The sequence below is a fragment of the Streptomyces sp. NPDC026515 genome, from assembly GCF_055567595.1.
On sequence record NZ_JBVHQD010000028.1, the window covers coordinates 47,864 to 69,556 of the forward strand.

Here is a 21,693-nt window from a genome sequence, read left to right on the forward strand (position 1 = left end):
GGGTCGGGCGGGTCTCTCAGAAGCCGTTCATGAAGGCTTCGTGGCGAGTGCGGGCCGGTGGGGGCCGTTCGCGCAGTTCCCCGCGCCCCTGAAAGCAGGGCGCCGCGGTGAGCGCCCCCGAAGGGGCGCGGGGAACTGCGCGACAAGCCCCCACCGGGCCGCGGCCGAGGAACTACCCGCAGCCGCAGGACCCCCGCACCACCAGCCGCGAGGGAAACGTCTTCAACCGCTCCCGGCGCGACCCCGCGACCCGCAGCCCGTCGTCGAGGACGAGGTCCACCGCCGCCCGAGCCATCGCCGGACGGTCCGATGCGATCGTTGTCAGCGGCGGATCCGCCAGCCCCGCCTCCTTGATGTCGTCGAAGCCGGCCACCGCCAGCTCCCCCGGCACCTCGATGCGCAGCTCGCGGGCCGCCCGCAGCACGCCGATCGCCTGGTCGTCGGTGGAGCAGAAGATGGCCGGCGGCCGGTCGGGGCCGGCCAGCGTCTCCAGGGCCACCCGGTACGCGTCGTACCTGTTGTACGGCGCCTCGAACAGCCGGCCCTCCGTGGTCAGGCCCGCCTCCGCCATGGCCCGCTTCCAGCCCTCGACGTGGTCGGAGACCGGGTCGCCGACGGCGGGGGTCTCGGCGGTGCCGCCCATGCAGGCCACGTACTCGTAGCCGTGCTCCAGCAGGTGCCGGACGGCGAGCTGGGCGCCGCCCAGGTCGTCCGTCACCACCGCCACGTCGTCGATCGCCTCCGGCCGCTCGTGCAGCAGCACCACCCGGGCGTCCCAGGCGTCTATCTCCGCGGCGGCCAGATCGTTCAGCGCGTGGGAGACGAGGATGAGGCCCGAGACCCGCATCCCGAGGAACGCGCGCAGATAGTGCACCTCGCGCTCGGCGACGTAGTCGGTGTTGCCGACCAGGACCATTTTTCCGCGCTCGGACGCGGCCTGCTCCACCGCGTGCGCCATCTCGCCGAAGAAGGGCTGCCGGGCGTCCGGGATGATCAGACCTATGAGGTCCGTGCGCCGGGACGCCATCGCCTGGGCGACCCGGTCGGGCCGGTACCCCAGCTCCTTGATCGCGGCGAGGACACGCTCGCGCGTGGCCGGTGCGACCGGCCGGGGTCCGTTGTTGATGACATAACTGACAACGGCGGTGGACGTACCCGCCAGCCGCGCCACATCATCCCGAGTCACCTTGGCCACGCGCGGAGTCTACGCGGATGGACCCGCTCTGGGCAGGGCGTATCGAAGCTTGGCTTGCGGGAGCAATGCCCTGTCCGGACGGCGGCCGAGCCGCCCCCGGACGGCCACTACGCCTCCGCCGGTACCTCGGCCGTGTCCAGGGCCGCCGAAGCGTCCGCATCCTCCGGCTTTGGACCCTCCGCCCGTGCCCTGGCCTCGTCGCCGACCCGCTCGCCCCGGTCACCCTTCTCCGGGGTAACGAATCGATAACCGACGTTCCGGACGGTCCCGATCAAGGACTCGTGCTCCACGCCGAGCTTGGCGCGCAGCCGTCGTACGTGTACGTCGACGGTCCGGGTGCCGCCGAAGTAGTCGTACCCCCAGACCTCCTGGAGCAGCTGTGCACGAGTGAACACCCGGCCGGGGTGCTGGGCGAGGTACTTGAGCAGCTCGAACTCCTTGAAGGTGAGGTCGAGGACCCGTCCCTTGAGCTTGGCGCTGTACGTCGCCTCGTCCACCGAGAGGTCGCCGTTGCGGATCTCCATGGGGGAGTCGTCGTTGACGATCTGCTGGCGGCCCATGGCGAGGCGCAGCCGGGCCTCGACCTCAGCCGGGCCGGCGGTGTCGAGGAGCACGTCGTCGATACCCCAGTCGGCGGTGACGGCGGCGAGACCGCCCTCGGTGACGACCAGGATCAGCGGACAGCCGGGGCCGGTCGACCGCAGTAGCTGACAGAGGCTGCGGACCTGGGGGAGGTCGCGGCGGCCGTCGATGAGGATGACGTCGGCACCGGGGGTGTCGACGAGGGCGGGGCCTTCGGCCGGAGCCACCCGCACGTTGTGCAGGAGCAGCCCGAGGGCCGGCAACACCTCTGTAGACGGCTGGAGGGCGTTGGTCAGGAGCAGCAGAGAACTCATAAGACTGGTTCCTCCTCGGTCCCTGCGAGGACTGTGTGCAAGGGCACTGCGCTGCGCTCCCGAGCCCCGTACATCCGCGGTCACCTGGAGTTTCCCGCTTCGTATACAGAGGTTCCGAAAGCACAAAAGGACCCGGTGGCGGCGCTGCCCGAGTCCTCTGCACAGCAGAATAGCCCACATGAGCAATGGTCCGGCAGGTCATGTGGCACGTTCCGCCATTCGTCCGAACTGTGAGACGAGCAGAAGCACTCCTATCCGGACGTTTCTGCGCACGGACGACGGGATTTCCATTGATTCCGTATACGATCCCGCCTCGGTCGTATACGACGGCTCCCGGCCACCCTCCCGTGACCTGGTGTTCGTCCTGGCCCACGGCTTCACCGGCGACGTGGACCGGCCGCATGTACGACGGGTGGTGACCGCCCTGACGGATTACGCCCCGGTGGTCAGCTTCTCCTTCCGGGGCCACGGCCGCTCCGGCGGCCGCACCACCGTCGGCGACCGCGAGGTCCTCGACCTGGCGGCGGCGGTGCGCTGGGCGCGGGGCTTCGGGGCCGCCCGGGTGGTGACCGTCGGCTTCTCGATGGGCGGCTCGGTGGTGCTGCGGCACGCGGCGCTGCATCCCGGCGTGGACGCCGTGGTCTCGGTGTCGTCGCCCGCCCGCTGGTACTACCGGGGCACCGCCCCCATGCGCCGCGTCCACTGGCTGGTCACCAGACCGGCGGGCCGGCTGGTCGGCCGCTACGGCTTCCGTACCCGTATCCACCACCGGGACTGGAACCCGGTGCCGCTGTCGCCGGTGGAGGCGGTGCCCAGGATCGCCCCCACCCCGCTGCTGATCGTGCACGGCGACAGCGACGGCTACTTCCCGGTCGACCACCCCCGGATGCTCGCGGACGCCGCCGGTGACACGGCCGAGCTGTGGCTGGAGCCCGGCATGGGCCACGCCGAGCACGCGGCCGACGACCGGCTGCTGGCCAGGATCGGCGACTGGGCGGCCTCCCGGGCGGGCTAGCCTGAGCCCGTACACAGCCGATCGATCGAGTCTCTTGAGGAAGCTGATGCCCAAGGTCACGGTGCGCTACTGGGCGGCCGCGAAGGCCGCGGCCGGCACCGCCGAGGAGCCGTACGACGCGGACACCCTCGCCGAGGCGCTGGACGCGGTGCGTGCGCGACACCCCGGTGAACTCGCGCGGGTCCTGCGGCGATGCTCCTTCCTCATCGACGGTGACCCCGTGGGGACACGCGGGCATGAGACGGTACGGCTGGCCGAGGGCGGCACGGTCGAGGTGCTCCCGCCGTTCGCAGGAGGGTGAGCGAGACCGATGAGCAACCAGCCGTACGAGGGCTACGACCCGTACCAGCAGCAGCCCCCCGCCCAGCCCCAGTGGGGGTACGAGGAGCAGCAGTACGCCACCCAGCAGTGGCAGGGGCAGACCTGGGAGACCCAGACGCACACGCCGGTGCAGGCGGCACAGCCGCAGGTGTCGGCGGCGGAGACGGCGTACATGTCCCCGCAGACGTACGCACCGGCCCAGCAGCAGCCGCAGGCGGCGGCCCAGCAACCGCAGGCACCGGCGCAGCAGCCGACGCACACCCCGCCCCCGGCTCCCGGCCCCGGCGGACCGGGGTCCGGCTACGGTCCGGCCACCCTGGCCGGCAACGCGCGCGTCACCGACGCGCAGCGGGCCCGCCTGGAGGGCCGCTCGCCGATCATCGAGCCGGGGATGCAGCCAGCCCTGCTGACGGGCCTGCTGGGCCTGCTCCTCGCGGTGGCCGCCCCGCTCTCCTCGTACGCCCTGGTGGTCCCGCTGGTGATCCTCCAGGCGCTGACGGCGGCGGGCTGGTTCCGGCTGAACGGCATGTGGCCGGCCCGGCAGGGCATCGCCCTCGCCTTCCTGGGCGCGCTGGCGGCGGACGGCGCGCTCCTGGTGGCGGGCCGGGACCAGGCCCCGGCGGCGATCCTCGGCCCGCTGGGCATCTGGGTCCTGCTCTCCCTCGTCCTCCAGCTGCGCTCGCACGCCGACCCCGACACCCGTATGTACGGCCTGATGGCCACGGTGGCCTCCTCCGCGCTGGCGATCATCGCGACGGGCTTCCTGGGCGCGGACCCGGACGCGGCGGCGGTGGGCGCGGCGGCGGTCGCGGTGGCCGTGGTGGCGCGGGCGCTGCCGCTGCCGACGGTGGCCTCGGTGGTCGTCTCGGTGCTGGCCGCGACCGGAGCGGGCATCGCGGTGGGCGACATGACCGGGCTGGGCACCAAGGGCGCGCTGATCGGCGCGGGTGCCGCGGCGTGCGCGCTGGCCGGTCACCGTGTGGCGAGCTACGACTACCCGTCGAAGTTCGTCCACTTCACCGCGGGTGTGGCGCTGCCGCTGGCCGCCGCGGCACCTGTGGTGTGGCTGCTCGGCCGGTAGTCCCGGCCGGCTCACCAGCGCCCCCGGGCCTCCTGATGTTCAAACCTGTCACAGGTGTTCGACAAATTCCCGGCTGTCGCCCGGGTCAGGGTTAGCGTGAACCCGCCGTTATCGAACGCCGACCCGGGGGACCCCACCACCATGCGAGCCCTGCGTATCTTTTTGATCGTCGTCGTCATCCTCGGCGTGCTCTTCGTGGTCGTCGACCGCGTCGCCGTGCACTTCGCCGAGGGGGAGGCCGCAGGCAAGCTGAAGACGACGGAGAACCTCGCGAGCGACCCCGACGTCTCCATCAAGGGTTTCCCGTTCCTCACCCAGGTCGCCGGCGGCACGCTGGACGACGTGGAGGTCGGGATCAAGGACTACGACGCCACCACCGGCACCGCGGGCAAGACGATCCGGATCGAGGATCTGAAGGCCGACATGAAGGGCGTCACCTTCACCGGCGACTACAGCTCCGCCACCGCGCGGACCGCGACCGGTACCGCGCTCATCTCCTACGCCGAGCTGCTGAAGAACGTGGACACCCAGCCCACCGACCTCGGCCTCGGCTTCACCGGCAAGGTCGTCGGTCTCGCCGACGGCGGCAACGGCAAGATCAAGGTCACCCTCGACGTCACCGTCCCCGGGGTGGGCGCCCACCAGAAGGTCAACGTCCTCAGCACGGTCGCCGTCAAGGACGACACCGTGCAGGTGCACGCCGACAACCTGCCCAAGCTCGCCGGGGTCAGCCTCGTCGAGGACCGGTTCCGGCAGGCCTCCGACTTCCAGCAGGCGATCAGTCAGCTCCCCGGCGGCATCCAGCTGGACAGGGTGCAGGCGGCGCCGGACGGTGTGGAGATCGGGGTGAAGGGTTCGAACGTCCGGCTCGCCGGGTAGAAGGCGGCACGGCGGCCGCCGGTCCGGCGGCCGGGGACCGTCCATCTGTCGAGACAGGGGCGTCCGTACCGCAGATGTGGTGAAGGGTGCGGTGGGGCGGCCGCGGTCCCGGCATGCCGCCGAGCCGGATCTCGTCCCACAATCCGGACGATCGTGTCTCATCATGCGACATGCCGGTGACATGCCCGGTCATCCGTCCCTACGATCGAGCCCATGAAGCGTCAGGCGGATCTCACGAAGCGGCGGGCAGTCGACCTGTGCCGCGTCGCCGCCATGCTCTGTCGCCCCTTCTGACGGTGGAGGCCGCTGCCTCCGCATCCCCCCTGCCCTCCCGCTGAGGGCATCCGTGCGCGCCCACGCGCACCCCCGCATTCGCACGCACCGCCGCACCTGCCCCGGAGGAGAAAGAGCATGAGCCGCAGCGACGTCCTGGTCGACGCCGACTGGGTCCAGGACAACCTGGACAACGCCGACATCGCGATCGTGGAGGTGGACGAGGACACGTCCGCCTACGAGAAGAACCACATCCGCGGCGCGATCCGCATCGACTGGACCAAGGACCTGCAGGACCCGGTCCGCCGCGACTTCATCGACCAGGAGGGCTTCGAGAAGCTCCTGTCGGCGAAGGGCATCGGCAACGACACGCTGGTGATCCTGTACGGCGGCAACAACAACTGGTTCGCGTCCTACGCCTACTGGTACTTCAAGCTCTACGGCCACGAGAACGTCAAGCTCCTCGACGGCGGCCGCAAGAAGTGGGAGCTGGACGCCCGCGAGCTGGTCGAGGAGGTCCCGGAGCGCACCGAGACCACCTACACGGCCAAGCCGCAGAACACCGCGATCCGCGCCTTCCGCGACGACGTCGTGGCGGCCATCGGCACGCAGAACCTCGTCGACGTCCGTTCCCCCGACGAGTTCTCCGGCAAGCTGCTCGCCCCGGCCCACCTGCCGCAGGAGCAGTCCCAGCGCCCGGGCCACGTCCCGTCCGCCCGGAACATCCCGTGGTCGAAGAACGCCAACGACGACGGCACCTTCAAGTCGGACGACGAGCTCAAGGAGCTCTACGCCCAGGAGCAGGTGGACCTCGCCAAGGACACCATCGCCTACTGCCGTATCGGTGAGCGCTCCGCGCTGACCTGGTTCGTCCTGCACGAGCTGCTCGGTGTCGAGAACGTCAAGAACTACGACGGCTCCTGGACCGAGTACGGCAGCCTCGTCGGCGTTCCGATCGAGCTCGGCGCCGGCAAGTAAGCCCCGACCTTTCAAGACCTCTGGAGTTTCCGTATGTGTGGAGCGAAGGCCGGCGGCCCGGACGCCTCGACGATCAAGCCCGGTGAGACCACGATCCAGGGGCAGGTGACGAAGGACGGCGAGCCCGTGGTCGGCTACGTCCGCCTGCTCGACTCGACCGGCGAGTTCACCGCGGAGGTTCCCACCTCCGCCACCGGACAGTTCCGCTTCTACGCGGCGGAGGGCACCTGGACCGTCCGCGCCCTCGTTCCCGGCGCCACCGCCGACCGCACGGTCGTCGCCCAGCAGGGCGGCCTGGCCGAGGTCGCGATCGCGGTCTGACCAGCTGGACGCAGGGGCCGCACCACCGGGGTCGAAGACCCGGGGTGCGGCCCCTGCGCCGTGTCCGCCCACCCGACCTACCCTGGATGCATGCTCGCCCGGCGACGTCGCGTCTACTTCGTCATGATGGGGATCTGCATCGGTCTCTTCGTCCTGGCCTGGGGAGTCGTGCGCATCTGGTCCGTCCCCGCCGCCGTGGGGATGTGCGTGGTGGCCATGGTCATCCCGCCCGTCGCCGCGATGGTCGCGAATCGCCGGGGACCCGACGACCGCTGGTGGGACGACCCCTCCGGCGATCCCAAGTCCGACGAGTGGTGGGACGAGCTGGACGGGAAGAAACGCCCCCGGCCCTGAGGCCCGGCACGCCGCCCGGCCTACCGGAACGCCTCGGCGTTGCGCTGGGCCCACGTGGCGAAGGTCCTGGGCGGCCGGCCGAGCACCCCCTCGACGTCCGGGCTCAGCCGCAGCTCGCCCGCGTTGGGCTCGCCGAGGACCGCCAGCGTCGTCGCCACCACCGGCTCCGGCATGAACGCCGTCATCCGCGCGTAGGCCGCCGCCCGGGTCAGCTCGACGAACCGGACCGGCTCGCCGAGCGCCGCACCGATGGCCTCGGCCTGCTGCTGGGGCGTGACGGCCGCCGGTCCGTTCAACTCGTAGATCCGGCCGGTGTGTTCGTCCTTGCGCAGCGCCACCGCGGCGACTTCCGCGATGTCCGCGGGGTCCACCACCGGGAGCCCGACGTCACCGAACGGCGCCGCCACGGTCCGCTCGGTGCGCACCGACTCCGCCCAGGCGTAGGCGTTGGACGCGAAGCCGCCGGCCCGCAGGATCGTCCAGGCCAGGCCCGACTCGCGCACCGCGTCCTCCAGCGCCCGCATCGCCCCGCCGTGCGAAGGGGAGTCCGGCCTGGTCACCACGCCCTGGGAGGAGAGCAGCACCACCCGCGCCACCCCCGCGTCCCGGGCCCCCGCCAGCACGGCCCGTGCGTCGAACCCGTGTCCGCCCGTGCCGCCGTCGTGCAGGAACAGCGCCTCGGCACCCGCCAACGCGGGCCGCAGACTCTCCGGTTCGGCCAGGTCGGCCCGTATCCGCACGACCCCGCCCGGCAGGCGCACGGGAGCGATCCCCCGGGACACCGCCGTCACCCGTTCCCCGGCCCGCGCCAGGGCCGCCACCAGCGACCGGCCCACGTTCCCGGTCGCACCCGTCACCACGATCATGTCCAGCTCCCGTATTTTCCGGTGGTCTTCCGCGACGACAGCGACGCTAACAGCGCCGGTATAGTAGGTACCTAGAGGAAAGTGACTACCTCAGAGGGGTGCGGCTCATGACGACCGAGACCCGACGGGCGGCACCCGACGCCCTGTCCGACCCCGAGCTGGCGTGCCCGGTCTCCCCGGTCGTGGACATCGTGTTCAGCCGGTGGACCACGCCGATCCTGTGGTCCCTGCACACCTTCGGCCGTCAGCGGTTCGTCCAGCTGGAACGCCGTATCAAGGGCATCACGCCGAAGGTGCTCACCCAGCGGCTGCGCCGGCTGGAGCGCGACGGTCTGGTCGTGCGCACCTACCACCCCGAGGTGCCGCCACGTGTCGAGTACGAGATCAGCGAGCTCGGCGCCACCCTCGCTCCGCTCTTCGCCCACCTCGTCGACTGGTCCGCCGGCCACCTCGACCACGTCGAGGCGGCCCGCCGGCGGTACGACGACGCGGGCTCCCCGCGCCCCTGAGGCGCGGTCCCGGGGCCTGCCCTAGTAGACGAGCGCCTGCGTCCCCTCCGCCATCGCCTCCTGCACGAAGACCTGCGCACCCGCGATCCGTACGCCCTCGATGACGTCCTTCTCCGTGATGTCCCGGCGGGCCGCGCACTGCGTACAGAGCGTGAGCGTGCCGCCGGCCAGGATCGAGTCGACCAGGTCGGGCAGCGGAGCGGCATGCGGCAGTTCGAACTCGGCGGCCCGCCCCGGCAGCGCGAACCACGCGGACTCCCCGGTCAGCCACATCGACACCTCGACGCCACTGGCGACGGCCACCGCCGCCACCGTGAACGCCTGCGAGCACCGCTCCGGGGCGTCCGCCCCGGCCGTCACCTTGATCACGAGCTTCTTCGCCATACGTGCAGCGTAATCGGGTGGCGTCAAGGCTGGTGTTCCGCGCGCTGGTGCTGCCGGAGCAGCACGTTCGCGTCGGTGGCCGCGCTGTGGTCGTACACGACCAGCGCGGTCTCCCGGCTGCCGACGAGATCCGCGCAATCGGCGCAGCCGGGGACGGGCCGGGGCGGCCGGCTCAGGTCGTCCGGGCTCGACGGCACGCACCACGTACTGCGGTCGTTCGCCGCGCGCACGCCGGCACTGAGCCGCTCCCTGTCGGTGGCCGGTCGCAGCACCGCCGGATCGGCCTGCCACTCCCTGCCGCCGCCGACGGGACGCAGCATCGCGTACGGCCCCAACTGGTCCCGGTACTCGCCGACCTGGTCGGTGGCGGTGTCATAGAACAGGGTTCCGGGCTCCATGGCATTTGCTCCTTTCGTCCAACATCTATACGAAATGCGTCAGTTGGACTACTCTGGGTATCGAGGCTGCTACGAGCATGGCCCGGAGGTGGCGTCGGCACGCCGATGGCGAGCGGTTCTTCCCCGTCTGGCGGCGCTAATTCCACAAATTCCATGGCGTACCAGGGAGGGGTGCGGTGCCGCAGAGGCGGGTGGTGACGGGGCGTAGTCAGGAGCCCAGGCAACGGTTCGCGGAGGAGTTACGGCACCTGAGGGCCGAGCGGGCAGTGAGCCTGAGGGAGCTGGCCGGGGAACTGGGCTGGGACGCCTCCAACTTCGGCAAGATGGAGAGCGGCCGGAGCCTGGGAAGCCCGGAGATCGTCGAGGCGCTGGACCAGTACTACGGGGCGCCGGGGCTGTTGCTGGCCCTGTGGGAACTGGCGGTCGGGGATCCTTCGCAGTTCAAGGAGCAGTACCGGCGGTACATGGTCCTGGAGGCCGAGGCGACGAGCCTGTGGCACTACGCGGTGAGCCGTCCGCCGGGGATGCTGCAGACGCCCGCCTACGTACGGGAGGCGCTGGCGGCGGGAGGCTTGAGGGACGAGGAGTTGGAGCAGCAGGTCGTCGCGCGCATCGGACGGCAGGCCGTACTCGAAGGCGACCACGCCCCACCGTTTCGCGTCATCCTCTCGGAGGCCGTGCTGCGCAACTCACTGCGTGACCCTTGGGAATGGCGCGAGCAACTGGAGTACCTGGTGGCAGCGGGAGAGCGCCCGAACATCACGCTGCACGTGCTGCCGTTCGGTACGGGGCTGCACGGCTTGGCGAGCACCGACGTGATGTTCCTGCGGCTGTCCGAAGGCCGCACCGTCGCGTATGCCGAAAACGACGTACGGGGCGAACTGGTAGAGGAAACAAACAGGGTTGAGGGCCTCCACCGCACCTATGATGCCGTACGTGACCTGGCGTTGAGCCCCGCCGAGTCGCGGACGTTCATCTTGCGTAGGTTGGAGGAAGTGCCGTGCGGGTCATCGACTTGAGCAGTCTCACGTGGCGCAAGAGCAGCTACAGCAACTCCGACGGCGGCCAGTGCCTCGAAGTCGCCGCGATTCACCCCTCCCTCGTCTCCCTCGTCCCCGTCCGTGACAGCAAGGCCCCCGAGCGCGGTGCGCTGGTCTTCGGGGCCCGTGCCTGGTCGGCCTTCGTCGGCGGAGTCACCCGCACAGCGCGTGGTCGATGAGGGCGCTCGCGGCGTTCTCCTGGGCCAGGATGTGGTCCGGGGTGTCGCCGCGGGCCTCGGACATGGAGACCACCGCGCTGCGCCTGCCGTCGCCGGTGACGCCGTTGAGGGTGATGTAGCCGCCGTCCCCGCCCTCGTGGCTCCAGTAGCTTCCGCCGCAGCTCAGCGGCCGTTCGACCAGGCCGAGTCCGTATCGGCCGCCGGGCCACAGCTGCTGGACCTCCGCGTTCACGGGAACCGTCCGCTTCATCTCGGCCAGCTGGCGCGCCGGGAGCAGGCGGCCCGCGAGCAGCGCGCGGAGGAGACGGTTCTCGTCACGGGTGGTCGTGACCCAGGAGAGGTTCTCGGGGTCCACCGGGATCTGGTCGGTGACGTCCACCCGGGAGCCGGGGCCGAAGTACTGGTAGGCCTGGGCGTGCGGCCGGGGAAGCGCCGGCGAGGTGCCCAGCCACCGGGTCCGGTCGAGGCCGAGCGGGCGTAGGACGCGGTCCTCGATCTGCTGGTGGGCGGGGTGGCCGGTGGCCTCCTGGACGATCAGGGCGAGCAGGACGTACCCGGTGTTGGAGTACGCCCAGCCCTCGCCGGGCGGGAAGTCCGGCGCGTGGGCCACGGCACGGGCGACGAGCCGGCGGAGGCCGTGGACGTCGTGGCGCTGCTGGTAGTACTCCTCCGGCGTGGTGTATCCGGGCAGGTCGTCATGGATGCCGCTGGTGTGCTGGAGCAGTTGGCGGACGGTGATCCGGCGGCCGTCGTTGCCGTTCTCCCGGACGACGTGCGGCAGCCAGTGGTCGACCGTGTCGTCCAGGGACAGCCTGCCCTCGGCCTCCAGCTGGAGGACCACGGTGGCGACCAGCGTCTTGGCCGTGCTGGCCATGCGGAAGTAGCCGTCGGCGGGGACGGGGCGTCCGGTGTCCAGATCGGCGGTGCCGCTGGTGGCGACCGACTGCCGGCCGTCGGGCGCGGTCACGCGGGCCTGCACACCGCTGACGCCGAGGGCGTGGATCGCCTCGGTGTCCCGCTGTAAGGAGTCCCTGGGCGATGAGGCGGCGGCCACCCCGGAGGAGAGCAGGGCGGCGGCACCGAGGGCCAGGGCGAGGAGCCTTCGCGGAGTCTGCATCATGGCCGAACGCTATGTGCGCCCCGGCCGGGGCGCGATCCGGTCCACCCCAGGATCCGGGCGGGGGATATCCCCCAGGTCGTGGTCGCGGTAGGCGTCGATCGCCACCTGAACGAACGGCCGTAGCAGAGGATTGGCGTCTTGCGCGACCCATGCCACCACCACCCGGCTCGGCCGCATGTCCACGACAGGCACCGTCACCAGCCCGGCGCCCGGCTCGTGGCCCGTCGTCGTCATGCCCACCGTGCCGTTCCACAGCACCGCCTGCCGGCATTCCTGGATCGCCCGCACCACCGGCCCCTCCCGCACCACTCCGCCGTTCCAGTACGACTGCCAGCGGCCGTCCGTGCCCTCCGGGAACCTGAACCACTGCCGGTCGGCGAGGTCGGCCAGCGTCAGGCTCTGCCGGCGGGCCAGCGGATCGTCGGCGCGGAGCAGCGCGCCCACCGGGTCGGCCCGCAGCTCCCGCACCACCAGGCCCGTCTCGTCGAAGGGTCCGCGAGTGAGGGCGACGTCCACGAGTCCGGCGTGCAGTCCGCAGGTGGGGTCGGTGAGGTCGGTCTCGCGGATGCGGATCCCGACGCCGGGGTGGCGGTCGCGGTAGGCGCGGGCGAGCCGGCGTACCCCGGGATCCGTGCTGTCGCCGAGGAGGCCGACGGTGAGCGTGGCGGCACCCGTCGCCGTGGCGACCCGCACCCGCAGCCTGTCTGCCTGGTCGAGGAGCGCGCGGGCCTCGTCGAGGAGCACGGCTCCGACGGGCGTGAGACTGACACCGGCCGGGGACCGCTCGAAGAGGGCCGCGCCGACCTCGCCCTCCAGCCCCTTGATCGCACGGCTCAGCGGGGGCTGGCTCATATGGAGCCGTGCGGCGGCCCGGCCGAAGTGGAGTTCCTCCGCGACGGCCACGAAATAGCGCAGGGTCCGTAGCTCGATCCGCTCCATGCAGCCACGATACCGATCGGGTATCGAGGGGGCGGAACAGGTCTTGGACAGCCGTACGGTCCCGGCCGTCGAATCGGGGCATGACGATTTACGACCACCGCGGCCACCGCGATGATCCCGCCGTGTCCGTCGTCGGCCCGGACGACGGCGAGGTGCTCGTCCTCGGCACCACACGGATGCGGGTGCTGGAGGACGGCCGTACCACCGGCCACCGGCTCGGCGTCGCCGAGTCCGTGCTCGCGCCGCACACCCCCGGGCCGCCGCAGCACCGGCATGCCGGGCACGACGAGGGCTTCTACGTCGTCTCCGGTTCCGTGCGGTTCACGGTCGGGGAGGACGAGCACGACGCCACCGCGGGCACCCTGGTGATGGTGCCGTCCGGAGCCCCGCACACCTTCGCCAACGTCACCGACGCCCCGGCGGTCATGCTCAGTACGTTCACCCCCGGCCTGTACGTGGGGTACTTCCGGGAGCTGCGGGACCTGTACGCGTCCGGAGAGCCGTTGACCCCGGGGGCGAACGCCGAGGTGATGAGCCGTTACGCCACCGAGCCCGCCTCATGAGCGCCGCCTACTGGACGGTCGCCGGACTGCTCGCCCTCTTCTACCTCTACGCGGGCGGGCTGAAGGCCGTCCGGAGCCGGGAGCGGCTGCGGCCGCTGATGGCGTGGGTGGACGGCATGCCGATGCCGGCCGTGCGGGCGCTCGGGGCCGTGGAGCTGCTCGGCGCGCTGGGCCTGGTGCTCCCGCGGCTGACCGGCGTCGCCCCCTGGACGGCCGTGGCCGCCGCGATCGGGTTCGTCGTTCTGCAACTCGGCGCGATCCGGGTGCACCTGCGGACGGGGGACCGTCAGGTCGCCCTCAACGGCACGCTGCTGCTCATGGCGGCGGCTGCCGCCTGGCTCGCGGCGGTGTCCTGATCGTGATTCATCGTTGTACAACTCAGTGAGTGGGCCACGGGTCTCCTGTGACGCGCGGATCAAGGAATCCGCGCTCCCGTCTCCCCAGGGGGTCCGTTGGACGCGCCAGACACACCACCCGAAAGACCGCGAGGGCGCCGTCGTACCGGCGTACTGATCGCCACCGCCGCCGTGCTCGGCGTCGTGGCCGGCACCTGCGTCGGCTACCTGGTCCAGGCCGGCCGCGAGCCCACCGCCCTGCCGCCGCTCTCCCAGCCGTCCGTCGCGCAGGCCGAGGGCGCGGGCCCCGAGCCGCTCTCGGCGGCCCAGGACCGGAAGGTCAAGGTCGACGGCGACCTGCGCAAGCTGCTGCTGAGCAGGCCGAACGGGGCCCGCGCGTGGCAGGACCCGCCGGGCAGCGACGGGTGGATGGACGCGGGTGAGCTCGCGGAGACGTACAAGTACCCGGCCGAAGCCTTCCGCAACCTGGTCGGCACGAGGGAGTTCCGCCGGGCGGCCGTCACCGACTGGCGGGAGAACGGCGACCTCGACGTCGAGATCCGGCTGGTCCAGTACCGCCAGCAGGAGACGGGTACGGAGGCCGCCGACGCGGCGGACAACGCGTACTACTTCGCCGACCAGGCCGATGACACCGACAGCTGGCCGATCCCCGGCACGGGTGACGGCAGGGCATACGTCCACGGGAAGCCCGACGTCTTCTACGGCGTGAGCCAGTACTCCGCCGAGGCGTACGCGTGGCGCGGGGACATCGCCATGGAGATCTGGATCTACGACACGAAGCCGATCCCGAGGACGAAGGTGCTGGATCTGGCGAAGCGGCAGATGGAGCGATTGTGACCGAGAACCCGGAATCACCCGAACTCCCCGCCCTCACAGCCGCCCCGGCGCCGGGTGCCACGGACGTGGGTGCCGCGGTGCCGGGTGCCGTCGACGCGGCGGTCGCCGAGCCGGGTGCCGTCGGTGCGGGCGTCGCCGATGATGTGGAGCCCGCGGGTGCGGAGACGCGGACGCGTGGCCGGCGCCGTATCGCCCACGTGGCCGGCGCCGGTGTCCTGGCCGCCGCGGTGCTGGCCGGGATCGCCGGCACCGTCGTCACCGTCCGGGGCGCCGACCGTGACCCCGGTGCTCCCCTGTGGAGCATGCCGAAGGCCGTCAAGGACAGCAAGGCGGCCGGCCCCGGCGGCCTTCAGGGGATGCTGCTGCCGTACGGCACCGACACCTACCGGCGGGGTCCGGACACGGCCGAGTTCGGGTCGGACGTCGCACTGTCCGGCAGGCAGGCGACCCTGCTGCGCGAGCAGTCGATCAAGGACCTGCCGCGTTCGCAGCGGCAGGCGCTGGAGCGGCAGCTCGACCGGAACCCGGTCAAGGGCATGGCGATGCGCAGCTACGTGAACACGGCCGGGACGTCCGGCCACCAGTACACGATGGAGATCGTGCTGGCCCGGATGGGGAACCAGCGGACGGTCCGGTCCATGGCGACCGTCCAGCAGGAGCTCCTCGACGCGCTGAAGGTGTTCCGGAAGGGCCCGGAGGTCAAGGGGTACAAGGACTCGACCTCCTGCTTCCTGCCGCCGACGGACTCGGACGAGAAGCTCGACTCGATGTTCTGCACCGGCTACGTGGGCGACATCCTGGTCACCGCCACGGCGACCGGGGGCAAGCCGCTGGACAAGGAGAGCGCGGCCGGCATGCTCCGCGCACAGCTCGACCGCATCAAGGAGCCGGGGGCGACGGTATGACCACGGACACGAACCGGCCGGAGGTCCCCGAGGACCTCGAAGACCTCGAGGGCCTCGGCGAGGTCCCGCCCCCGCCCCCGAAGAAGGACCGGCGCGTGCTGCGGGCCACGCTCCGCTGGGTCTGTGCCGTCGCCGCCTTCGCGGTCGCCGGGGCCGGGACGGCCTACGGCGTCACGCGGGCCGACCGGACCGATGTGCCCGGGCTCGGCAGCCACTCCGACGGGCGCTGGACGTACCCCACCCTGGTACGGCCGCCGCTCCCGCCCGGGAAGCCGGGGCCGAACGACGACGTCCGTAACCCGGCCGGGAGCCACTTCGCCGACCTGCGGAAACTGGTCCTCCCGGCGCCGGCCGGCGCCACCGCCGACACGGCGCTCAAGGGGGCCGACGGCTGGCTGCCGACCAGCACGTTCCTCGCGGAGTTCACCGCGGCCGACCGCGTCGGACTGCGCCAGAAGCTCGTCGACCACGGCCTGCGGCACATCACCGCACGCGGCTGGACCACCACCGACGGCACGCACACCCGGATCTACCTCCTCCAGTTCGACACGGCCGCCGTCGCGGAGGATCTGCTCAACCACCAGTTCATGAGCTACTCGTCGCCCGCCTACGCACTGCGCGACGGCGACCAGTACGAACTCGACCAGAAGTTCCCGGGCAAGGCCCGCAGCGACGACGTCCTGATGGTCCCGTACACGGAACTGAAGCCGTACGGCGCCGCGCAGGTCCGGCAGGCCTTCCTGGCCACCGGCGACACCGTCGGCGTGATCGTCCAGTCCCGGAAGGGCGGCGCGCTCGCCGTCCCCTTCGAGCAGACGGTCACCCTGCAGAGCGAGCTGCTGTCCTGAGCCCGGGGGGCGTACCTCGCCAGGAGTCCCGGGCCCCGGCCGCGTAAGCTGGGGCCCGGCTCTTGTACGTATGCCCACCCTCGCTCAAGGAGCACCTGTGGAGATCTTCTTCGAAACCCTGTTGGTCCTGGTCTGCGTCGGCGTCATCGCCTTCGCCGGACTGACCGTGAAGAAGCTGTACCAGGGCCAGCGCTGATCCCCACCGCCTAGGAACCGCCGTCATGATCGAGATTCCGTCCGACCTGCACAAGGACCTGGTACCGCTCGCCTTCCTGCTGGGCAAGTGGGCCGGTGCGGGCGTCCACGACTTCCCGGGTTCGGAGAAGTGCAACTTCGGCCAGGAGGCCACCTTCAGCCACGACGGGCGTGACTTCCTGGAGTACCACTCCCAGACCTGGGTGCTGGACAACGACGGGAACAAGGTGCGCTCGCTGGAGACCGAGCACGGCTTCTGGCGCATCGACGCCAACCGCAGGGTCGAGGTCACCATGACCCGCGACGACGGTGTGATCGAGATCTGGTACGGCGAGATGGCCGACAAGAAGCCCCAGATCGACCTGGTCACGGACGCCGTGGCCCGCACCGCCGCCTCCGCTCCGTACAGCGGTGGCAAGCGCCTGTACGGCTACGTCAAGAGCGACCTGATGTGGGTGGGCGAGAAGCAGACCCCCGAGGTCGAGCTGCGCCCGTACATGTCCGCGCACCTGAAGAAGGTCGTCACGCCCGAGGAAGTCGAGCGCTGGGCCAAGGCCCTCCCCAGCGACATGCCGGACGACGGCATCGCCTTCTTCAAGTAGTCGCCAAGTGGTCACGGCCGAGTGGTCCTAGACTTTCGGTGTGGTGAGCACCGACTGGAAGAGCGACCTAAGGCAGCGCGGCTACCGGCTGACGCCGCAGCGGCAACTCGTGCTCGAAGCCGTGGACACCCTTGAGCACGCGACGCCCGACGCGATCCTCGGTGAGGTGAGGAGGACCGCGTCGGGGGTCAACATCTCCACGGTCTACCGGACCCTGGAGCTCCTGGAGGAGCTGGGGCTGGTCAGCCATGCCCACCTCGGGCACGGGGCGCCGACGTATCACCTCGCCGACCGGCACCATCACATCCACCTCGTCTGCCGCGACTGCGAGAACGTGATCGAGGCGGACGTGACGGTGGCCGCGGAGTTCACCGCCAAGCTGCGGCGGGATTTCGGCTTCGAGACCGACATGAAGCACTTCGCGATCTTCGGCCGCTGCCAGGACTGCGCCCGCAAGAGAGCCAAGGCCGCAACCGTCCAGACTTCAATTACCGAGTCGTAGGCTTACTCCCATGAAGAGCCCCCTGCTGACCCTGCCCGGCGCCGTGCCCGCCGAGGGCGTGGACGAAGGCGTCGCCGCCCACTACGGCGACCTGTTCCGCGAGCAGCGCGCCCTCGCCGACGGCGCCGGTTTCGTCGACCTCTCCCATCGGGGAGTGGTGGCCGTCACCGGTGCGGACCGGCTGAGCTGGCTGCACCTCCTGCTCACCCAGCACGTCAGTGAGCTGCCCGTCGGCGAGGCCACCGAGGCGCTGGTCCTCTCCGCGCACGGCCACATCGAACACGCGCTGTACCTGGTCGACGACGGCACCACCGTCTGGGCCCACGTGGAGCCCGGCACCGCGGAGGCGCTGATCGCCTACCTGGAGTCGATGAAGTTCTTCTACCGGGTGGAAGTCGCCGACCGGACCGCCGAGTTCGCCGTGGTGCACCTCCCGGCCGGCTCGATCGCCGAGCCCCCGGAGGGAGCCGTCGTCCGCGAGACGGCGTACGGCCGTGATCTCTTCCTGCCCCGCGCGGACCTGGAGTCGTACGCGGCGAAGGCGGGCCCGGCGGCCGGCCTCCTCGCCTACGAGGCCTTCCGGGTGGAGAACCACCGTCCCCGCCTCGGTTTCGAGACCGACCACCGCACCATCCCGCACGAGCTGGGCTGGATCGGTACCGCGGTTCATCTGCAGAAGGGCTGCTACCGGGGCCAGGAGACCGTGGCCCGGGTGCAGAACCTCGGCAAGCCGCCGCGCCGCCTGGTCTTCCTGCACCTGGACGGCAGCGATGTGCACCTGCCGCCGCACGGCACGGAGATCCGGCTGGCGGACGACGGCGAGGACGGCCGCAAAATCGGCTTCGTGACCACGTCCGCACGCCACCACGAACTGGGTCCGGTGGCCCTGGCACTCGTCAAGCGCAACGTCCCGGTGGACGCCCGGCTGGTCGCGGGGGACACGGCGGCCGCGCAGGAAGTGATCGTCGAACCGTAGGCCCGCTGCGGGGACCGGTCCACCAGCGGTGAATCTCCGCAAGTACGCTTCGAGACGTGCCGTTGACACCCCCTGACGGGCAACGGGCGGCGACCAGGTGGATACGGGGTGCACGCGTTCGCCCCGACGGGTGGCGTGCCCTCGGCGGCGCGGCGCCCGTGGCGAAACCGCCGAAGGAGTTCGCCGAGTCGCCGCGCGCCTGCCGGGAGTGAATGTGGTGGCTGGATTCGCGGAACGCGGATGTGCAGCAGCAGGCCCTGAAGGACTTCGCCAAGGCCAGAGGTTCACCTGCAACGCGGATGAGAACGCGGGCTCCTCGCCGAAGCTGCGGCGCCGCCCTGCGGGCCGGCGGCGGCCTGCTCGCCCTGGCGGCGGCCGCCCGGGCCACCGCCCACGACCTGGCCAGGAGCGCGCTCGGCACGGCGGAGGAACCCGGCATGGCCGGCCCGGCCCGTGACTGCCGGGAACTGCTCACATCTCCAGCAGGACGGTGAACGGCCCGTCGTTCGTCAGTGACACCCGCATCTGCGCCCCGAACCGCCCGGTCGCCACGGTCGCCCCGAGCGCCCGCAACTGCGCGACGACCTCCTCGACCAGCGGTTCGGCCACGTCGCCCGGCGCCGCCGCGTTCCACGTCGGCCGCCGCCCCTTGCGGGCATCGCCGTACAGCGTGAACTGGCTGATCACCAGCAGCGGCGCGTCGATGTCACTGCACGACCGTTCCTCGGCCAGCATCCGGAGCGACCAGAGTTTCCGGGCCAGCTGGGCCGCCTTCTCCTTGGTGTCGTCGTGGGTCACGCCCACCAGCACGCACAGCCCCTCGCCCTCGATCGCGCCGACCGTCTCGCCGTCCACGACCACACTGGCGCCGTCCACCCGCTGAACCACAGCTCGCATGCGGACCATCATGCCCGGTGCCCCGCAGGCCTCCACGGGGGGTCCATTATGGATCCTTAACTTCACATCTACGGCCGTTCGGGGGCACTCGGTCACATTGCGGCCACTTGGGGTGGCACCATGCTTCCACAGACCGGTCGAGGGGACGGTAGAGGCGTATGAGCACACCGAGTACCGGGCGACTGAAGACGCAGGGCACGCAGAGCCTGCCCCGGCCGCCCGCACAACGCGGCGAGGGCATCGCACTGCCCGCGGAGCCGCCGGAGCACGACCTGACCTGCCTGAGCCTGCCCGAACTGCGCGTCCTGCGCCGGGACGCGCAACGCGACGAGGCGGACCTCAGCTATGTCCGACGGCTGCTCCAGGGCCGTATCGACATCCTGCGGGCGGAACTGGCCCGCCGCTCCCCGGCGGGCGCGGCGGCCGTCGTGGACCGCCTCCCGGAGATCCTGACCGACGCCCCGGCCCGGCACCGCTCCTCGGCCCGGCACGTCACCCTGGGCACCCCGCACAACGAGGAGTACGGCCGGCTGGCCGCCGACATGCTGGCGGAGGTGGAACTCTCCGACCTCCAGGCCCGCACGGACACGGAGTTGACGACGGCGATGGGCCGCCTGGTCCGCTACGAGCAGGAGGTGTCGAGGCGGCGGCAGCGCCTGCAACGAACGGCGGACGACTCGAGCGGCGAGATCGCCAGGCGCTACCGGGAGGGCGAGGCCCAGGTCGACGATCTGCTGACGTAGGGCCCGGCTCCTGGAAATTAGATCGGCAGCACCCCGGCCGAACACCTACCGTGCTGTCATGACCGACGCCGTCGAAGTCCGCCCCGTGACCGAACCCGAGCTGGAGGACTGGCACCGCGCCCTGAACACCGGCTTCCTTCAGCAGCCCACCCTCACTGCCGACCAACTCGAAGCCCGGCGGAAGCAGTTCGTGCCGGGCAGGCTGCTCGGTGCCTTCGACGGCTCCCGCTGCGTGGCCACGTTCCGCTCCTTCGACCAGGAGCTCACCGCCGTCGGCGGAGCTACCGTCCCCGCCGACGCCATCTCCAACGTCACGGTCTCGCCCACCCACCGCCGCCGCGGCCTGCTCACCCGCATGATGAGCAAGGACCTCGCGGCGGCGAAGGAACGCGGAGACGTGGTCGCGACCCTGATCGCCGCCGAGTACCCGATCTACGGCCGTTACGGCTTCGGTCCGGCGACCACGCTGACGGAGTGGACGGTCGAGGTCGGGCGCACCGGCCTGGACCCCCGCTGGTCGGCCCCCGAGGACGGCGCCCGGATCGACCTCCTCGATGCCGAGGACGTCCGCAAGCTCGGCCCCGAGCTGCACGAACGGGTCCGCCGGGGCACGCCCGGCGCGGTCAGCCGCAGCGAGCTGTGGTGGCAGCTGCGCACCGGCGCGGTCCGCTTCGAAACCGACTGGACCGAGCCGTTCCACGCGGCCTACCGGTCGGCGGACGGTGCTGTCGAGGGGCTGGTGGCGTACACGGCGGACGACACCTGGCACGGCAAGCAGCCGGACGAGACGGCGACGGTGAAATGGCTGCTCGGCGCCACGCCCGCGGCCGAGCGCGCCCTGTGGCACTACCTGTGTTCGATCGACTGGATCACCAGGGTGAAGAGCGGCTGGCGGTCACCGGACGACCTGCTGCCGCACTACCTCCCCGACCCGCGCGCCGCGCGGATCACCTCGCAGGCGGACTGGCTGTGGGTGCGGATCCTGGACGTCGTACGGGCCCTGGAGGCGCGGACGTACGACGCGGAAGGGGCGCTGGTCCTCGAGGTGGTGGACCGGCAGGGACTGGCCGGCGGCCGGTTCCGGCTGGCGGCGTCCGCCGGCCGGGCGACCTGTGCCCCGACCGCCGAGGACCCGGAGCTCGTCCTCGACGTCGCCGAGTTGGCGACCGTCTGGCTCGGCGACCAGTCCGTGGCGCGGCTGCACGCCCTCGGCCGGGTCCGGGAAACGCGAGTGGGCGCCGTCCGGAAGGCCGACGCCCTGTTGCGCACGCCCGGGCGGCCTTGGTGCCCGGACATCTTCTGAGACGGTCTCCTTCCGTGCGGTGGCAGTGCCTGAATCACCTTGTTCAGTTGTTCCGATGTGCTCATCCGTAGCGAGCCGTTCGAGCTGTGAAGTTGTGGCTGTGCGGGTCCGGCGGTGTTCGGTTGTCGGTGTTCAGTTGTGACTGTGCTCAGGTGCGGTGCGGTGGTCGTGCGCCTCGGTGGCTGCCCTGGTTGACCGGGCTCCCGGCTCCCCTCCGG

Annotated in this window: 30 protein-coding genes; 22 read left to right on the top strand and 8 right to left on the bottom strand. The window is 71.3% G+C overall.

Annotated features, from left to right (window positions below; all coding sequences use genetic code 11):
* Window positions 1-172 precede the first annotated feature (172 nt).
* Together ACZ4O3_RS39125 and ACZ4O3_RS39130 are read right to left on the bottom strand one after the other, a co-directional pair.
* Entirely contained in the window at window positions 173-1,195 is a 1,023-nt protein-coding gene (locus tag ACZ4O3_RS39125) for a LacI family DNA-binding transcriptional regulator (protein WP_384987314.1), read from the bottom strand.
* Window positions 1,196-1,302: 107 nt separating this feature from the next.
* Entirely contained in the window at window positions 1,303-2,091 is a 789-nt protein-coding gene (locus ACZ4O3_RS39130; RefSeq protein ID WP_362723964.1) for a response regulator transcription factor, read from the bottom strand.
* 178 nt (window positions 2,092-2,269) lie between these two features.
* Here ACZ4O3_RS39130 and ACZ4O3_RS39135 point away from each other — a divergent pair, with 178 nt between their 5' ends.
* The 8 genes from ACZ4O3_RS39135 to ACZ4O3_RS39170 all read left to right on the top strand — a co-directional run bounded on the left by ACZ4O3_RS39135 (window position 2,270) and on the right by ACZ4O3_RS39170 (window position 7,313).
* Window positions 2,270-3,106, top strand: coding sequence for an alpha/beta hydrolase (locus ACZ4O3_RS39135; protein ID WP_362723966.1), 837 nt, complete (start codon window positions 2,270-2,272; stop codon window positions 3,104-3,106).
* Between the two features lie 46 nt (window positions 3,107-3,152).
* Window positions 3,153-3,407, top strand: coding sequence for a MoaD/ThiS family protein (locus tag ACZ4O3_RS39140; protein WP_362723969.1), 255 nt, complete (start codon window positions 3,153-3,155; stop codon window positions 3,405-3,407).
* Between the two features lie 9 nt (window positions 3,408-3,416).
* Window positions 3,417-4,508 (top strand): hypothetical protein, encoded by a 1,092-nt coding sequence (locus ACZ4O3_RS39145; protein WP_362723972.1) that lies wholly within the window; start codon window positions 3,417-3,419, stop codon window positions 4,506-4,508.
* Window positions 4,509-4,649: 141 nt separating this feature from the next.
* Window positions 4,650-5,387 (top strand): LmeA family phospholipid-binding protein, encoded by a 738-nt coding sequence (locus ACZ4O3_RS39150; RefSeq protein ID WP_467726977.1) that lies wholly within the window; start codon window positions 4,650-4,652, stop codon window positions 5,385-5,387.
* 213 nt (window positions 5,388-5,600) lie between these two features.
* Window positions 5,601-5,681 carry an Ms5788A family Cys-rich leader peptide gene (locus tag ACZ4O3_RS39155; protein WP_350751515.1) on the top strand — a complete coding sequence of 27 codons (81 nt, stop codon included), beginning with the start codon at window positions 5,601-5,603 and terminating at the stop codon, window positions 5,679-5,681.
* 117 nt (window positions 5,682-5,798) lie between these two features.
* Window positions 5,799-6,638 carry a sulfurtransferase gene (locus tag ACZ4O3_RS39160; protein ID WP_362723978.1) on the top strand — a complete coding sequence of 280 codons (840 nt, stop codon included), beginning with the start codon at window positions 5,799-5,801 and terminating at the stop codon, window positions 6,636-6,638.
* A gap of 33 nt (window positions 6,639-6,671) precedes the next feature.
* Window positions 6,672-6,959, top strand: a complete 288-nt coding sequence (locus ACZ4O3_RS39165) for a DUF1416 domain-containing protein (RefSeq protein ID WP_003991226.1) — start codon at window positions 6,672-6,674, stop codon at window positions 6,957-6,959.
* A gap of 90 nt (window positions 6,960-7,049) precedes the next feature.
* The gene (locus ACZ4O3_RS39170) at window positions 7,050-7,313 is read left to right on the top strand and encodes a DUF3099 domain-containing protein (RefSeq protein ID WP_351708939.1); all 264 of its coding nucleotides are present in this window, start codon (window positions 7,050-7,052) and stop codon (window positions 7,311-7,313) included.
* A 20-nt stretch (window positions 7,314-7,333) separates the two neighbouring features.
* Here the strand turns inward: ACZ4O3_RS39170 and ACZ4O3_RS39175 are convergent, their stop codons facing one another.
* Complete coding sequence (locus ACZ4O3_RS39175) at window positions 7,334-8,179, bottom strand: NAD(P)H-binding protein (RefSeq protein WP_467726979.1); 846 nt, start codon at window positions 8,177-8,179, stop codon at window positions 7,334-7,336.
* 107 nt (window positions 8,180-8,286) lie between these two features.
* Between ACZ4O3_RS39175 and ACZ4O3_RS39180 the strand changes: the two genes are divergently transcribed.
* A complete protein-coding gene (locus tag ACZ4O3_RS39180) occupies window positions 8,287-8,688 on the top strand; it encodes a winged helix-turn-helix transcriptional regulator (protein WP_362713548.1) in 402 nt (133 codons plus the stop codon).
* A 21-nt stretch (window positions 8,689-8,709) separates the two neighbouring features.
* On the opposite strand, the gene ACZ4O3_RS39185 is transcribed toward ACZ4O3_RS39180, so the two are convergent.
* The gene (locus ACZ4O3_RS39185; RefSeq protein WP_046732507.1) at window positions 8,710-9,072 is read right to left on the bottom strand and encodes a DsrE family protein; all 363 of its coding nucleotides are present in this window, start codon (window positions 9,070-9,072) and stop codon (window positions 8,710-8,712) included.
* Between the two features lie 23 nt (window positions 9,073-9,095).
* Complete coding sequence (locus ACZ4O3_RS39190) at window positions 9,096-9,470, bottom strand: hypothetical protein (RefSeq protein ID WP_467726981.1); 375 nt, start codon at window positions 9,468-9,470, stop codon at window positions 9,096-9,098.
* Between the two features lie 176 nt (window positions 9,471-9,646).
* Between ACZ4O3_RS39190 and ACZ4O3_RS39195 the strand changes: the two genes are divergently transcribed.
* Window positions 9,647-10,489: a helix-turn-helix domain-containing protein gene (locus ACZ4O3_RS39195; protein ID WP_467726982.1), complete on the top strand. Its 843-nt coding sequence runs from the start codon at window positions 9,647-9,649 to the stop codon at window positions 10,487-10,489.
* On the top strand, window positions 10,486-10,689 hold the full coding sequence (locus ACZ4O3_RS39200) for a DUF397 domain-containing protein (RefSeq protein ID WP_467726984.1): 204 nt from the start codon (window positions 10,486-10,488) through the stop codon (window positions 10,687-10,689). Before ACZ4O3_RS39195 ends, ACZ4O3_RS39200 begins: the two co-directional genes overlap by 4 nt.
* On the opposite strand, the gene ACZ4O3_RS39205 is transcribed toward ACZ4O3_RS39200, so the two are convergent.
* Window positions 10,664-11,809, bottom strand: coding sequence for a serine hydrolase domain-containing protein (locus ACZ4O3_RS39205; protein ID WP_467726986.1), 1,146 nt, complete (start codon window positions 11,807-11,809; stop codon window positions 10,664-10,666). The genes ACZ4O3_RS39200 and ACZ4O3_RS39205 overlap by 26 nt on opposite strands.
* Before the next feature lie 9 nt (window positions 11,810-11,818).
* Window positions 11,819-12,739, bottom strand: a complete 921-nt coding sequence (locus tag ACZ4O3_RS39210; protein WP_467727034.1) for a LysR family transcriptional regulator — start codon at window positions 12,737-12,739, stop codon at window positions 11,819-11,821.
* Window positions 12,740-12,828: 89 nt separating this feature from the next.
* Here ACZ4O3_RS39210 and ACZ4O3_RS39215 point away from each other — a divergent pair, with 89 nt between their 5' ends.
* From ACZ4O3_RS39215 to ACZ4O3_RS39255, 9 genes are all read left to right on the top strand, one after another.
* Window positions 12,829-13,311, top strand: coding sequence for a cupin domain-containing protein (locus ACZ4O3_RS39215; protein WP_362713538.1), 483 nt, complete (start codon window positions 12,829-12,831; stop codon window positions 13,309-13,311).
* Window positions 13,308-13,667, top strand: coding sequence for a DoxX family protein (locus ACZ4O3_RS39220; protein ID WP_362713536.1), 360 nt, complete (start codon window positions 13,308-13,310; stop codon window positions 13,665-13,667). Before ACZ4O3_RS39215 ends, ACZ4O3_RS39220 begins: the two co-directional genes overlap by 4 nt.
* A 96-nt stretch (window positions 13,668-13,763) precedes the next feature.
* Window positions 13,764-14,504, top strand: a complete 741-nt coding sequence (locus ACZ4O3_RS39225; protein WP_467726988.1) for a hypothetical protein — start codon at window positions 13,764-13,766, stop codon at window positions 14,502-14,504.
* Entirely contained in the window at window positions 14,501-15,409 is a 909-nt protein-coding gene (locus ACZ4O3_RS39230; RefSeq protein WP_467726990.1) for a hypothetical protein, read from the top strand. The genes ACZ4O3_RS39225 and ACZ4O3_RS39230 overlap by 4 nt, the downstream gene beginning before the upstream one ends.
* Complete coding sequence (locus ACZ4O3_RS39235; RefSeq protein ID WP_467726991.1) at window positions 15,406-16,257, top strand: hypothetical protein; 852 nt, start codon at window positions 15,406-15,408, stop codon at window positions 16,255-16,257. Before ACZ4O3_RS39230 ends, ACZ4O3_RS39235 begins: the two co-directional genes overlap by 4 nt.
* Before the next feature lie 221 nt (window positions 16,258-16,478).
* Entirely contained in the window at window positions 16,479-17,054 is a 576-nt protein-coding gene (locus tag ACZ4O3_RS39240) for a heme-binding beta-barrel domain-containing protein (protein WP_362713528.1), read from the top strand.
* 40 nt (window positions 17,055-17,094) lie between these two features.
* The gene (locus ACZ4O3_RS39245; RefSeq protein ID WP_362713526.1) at window positions 17,095-17,556 is read left to right on the top strand and encodes a Fur family transcriptional regulator; all 462 of its coding nucleotides are present in this window, start codon (window positions 17,095-17,097) and stop codon (window positions 17,554-17,556) included.
* A gap of 10 nt (window positions 17,557-17,566) precedes the next feature.
* Window positions 17,567-18,532, top strand: coding sequence for a CAF17-like 4Fe-4S cluster assembly/insertion protein YgfZ (gene ygfZ, locus ACZ4O3_RS39250; RefSeq protein ID WP_467726993.1), 966 nt, complete (start codon window positions 17,567-17,569; stop codon window positions 18,530-18,532).
* Between the two features lie 299 nt (window positions 18,533-18,831).
* Window positions 18,832-19,026 (top strand): hypothetical protein, encoded by a 195-nt coding sequence (locus ACZ4O3_RS39255; protein WP_467726995.1) that lies wholly within the window; start codon window positions 18,832-18,834, stop codon window positions 19,024-19,026.
* Here ACZ4O3_RS39255 and dtd read toward each other — a convergent pair.
* A complete protein-coding gene (gene dtd, locus ACZ4O3_RS39260; protein ID WP_362713520.1) occupies window positions 19,004-19,429 on the bottom strand; it encodes a D-aminoacyl-tRNA deacylase in 426 nt (141 codons plus the stop codon). The two genes, ACZ4O3_RS39255 and dtd, sit on opposite strands and share 23 nt — an antisense overlap.
* Window positions 19,430-19,587: 158 nt before the next feature.
* On the opposite strand from dtd, the gene ACZ4O3_RS39265 reads away from it, so the two are divergent.
* Window positions 19,588-20,172, top strand: coding sequence for an RsiG family protein (locus ACZ4O3_RS39265; RefSeq protein ID WP_362713518.1), 585 nt, complete (start codon window positions 19,588-19,590; stop codon window positions 20,170-20,172).
* Between the two features lie 58 nt (window positions 20,173-20,230).
* Window positions 20,231-21,475 carry a GNAT family N-acetyltransferase gene (locus ACZ4O3_RS39270; protein WP_362713516.1) on the top strand — a complete coding sequence of 415 codons (1,245 nt, stop codon included), beginning with the start codon at window positions 20,231-20,233 and terminating at the stop codon, window positions 21,473-21,475.
* Window positions 21,476-21,693: the final 218 nt, after the last annotated feature.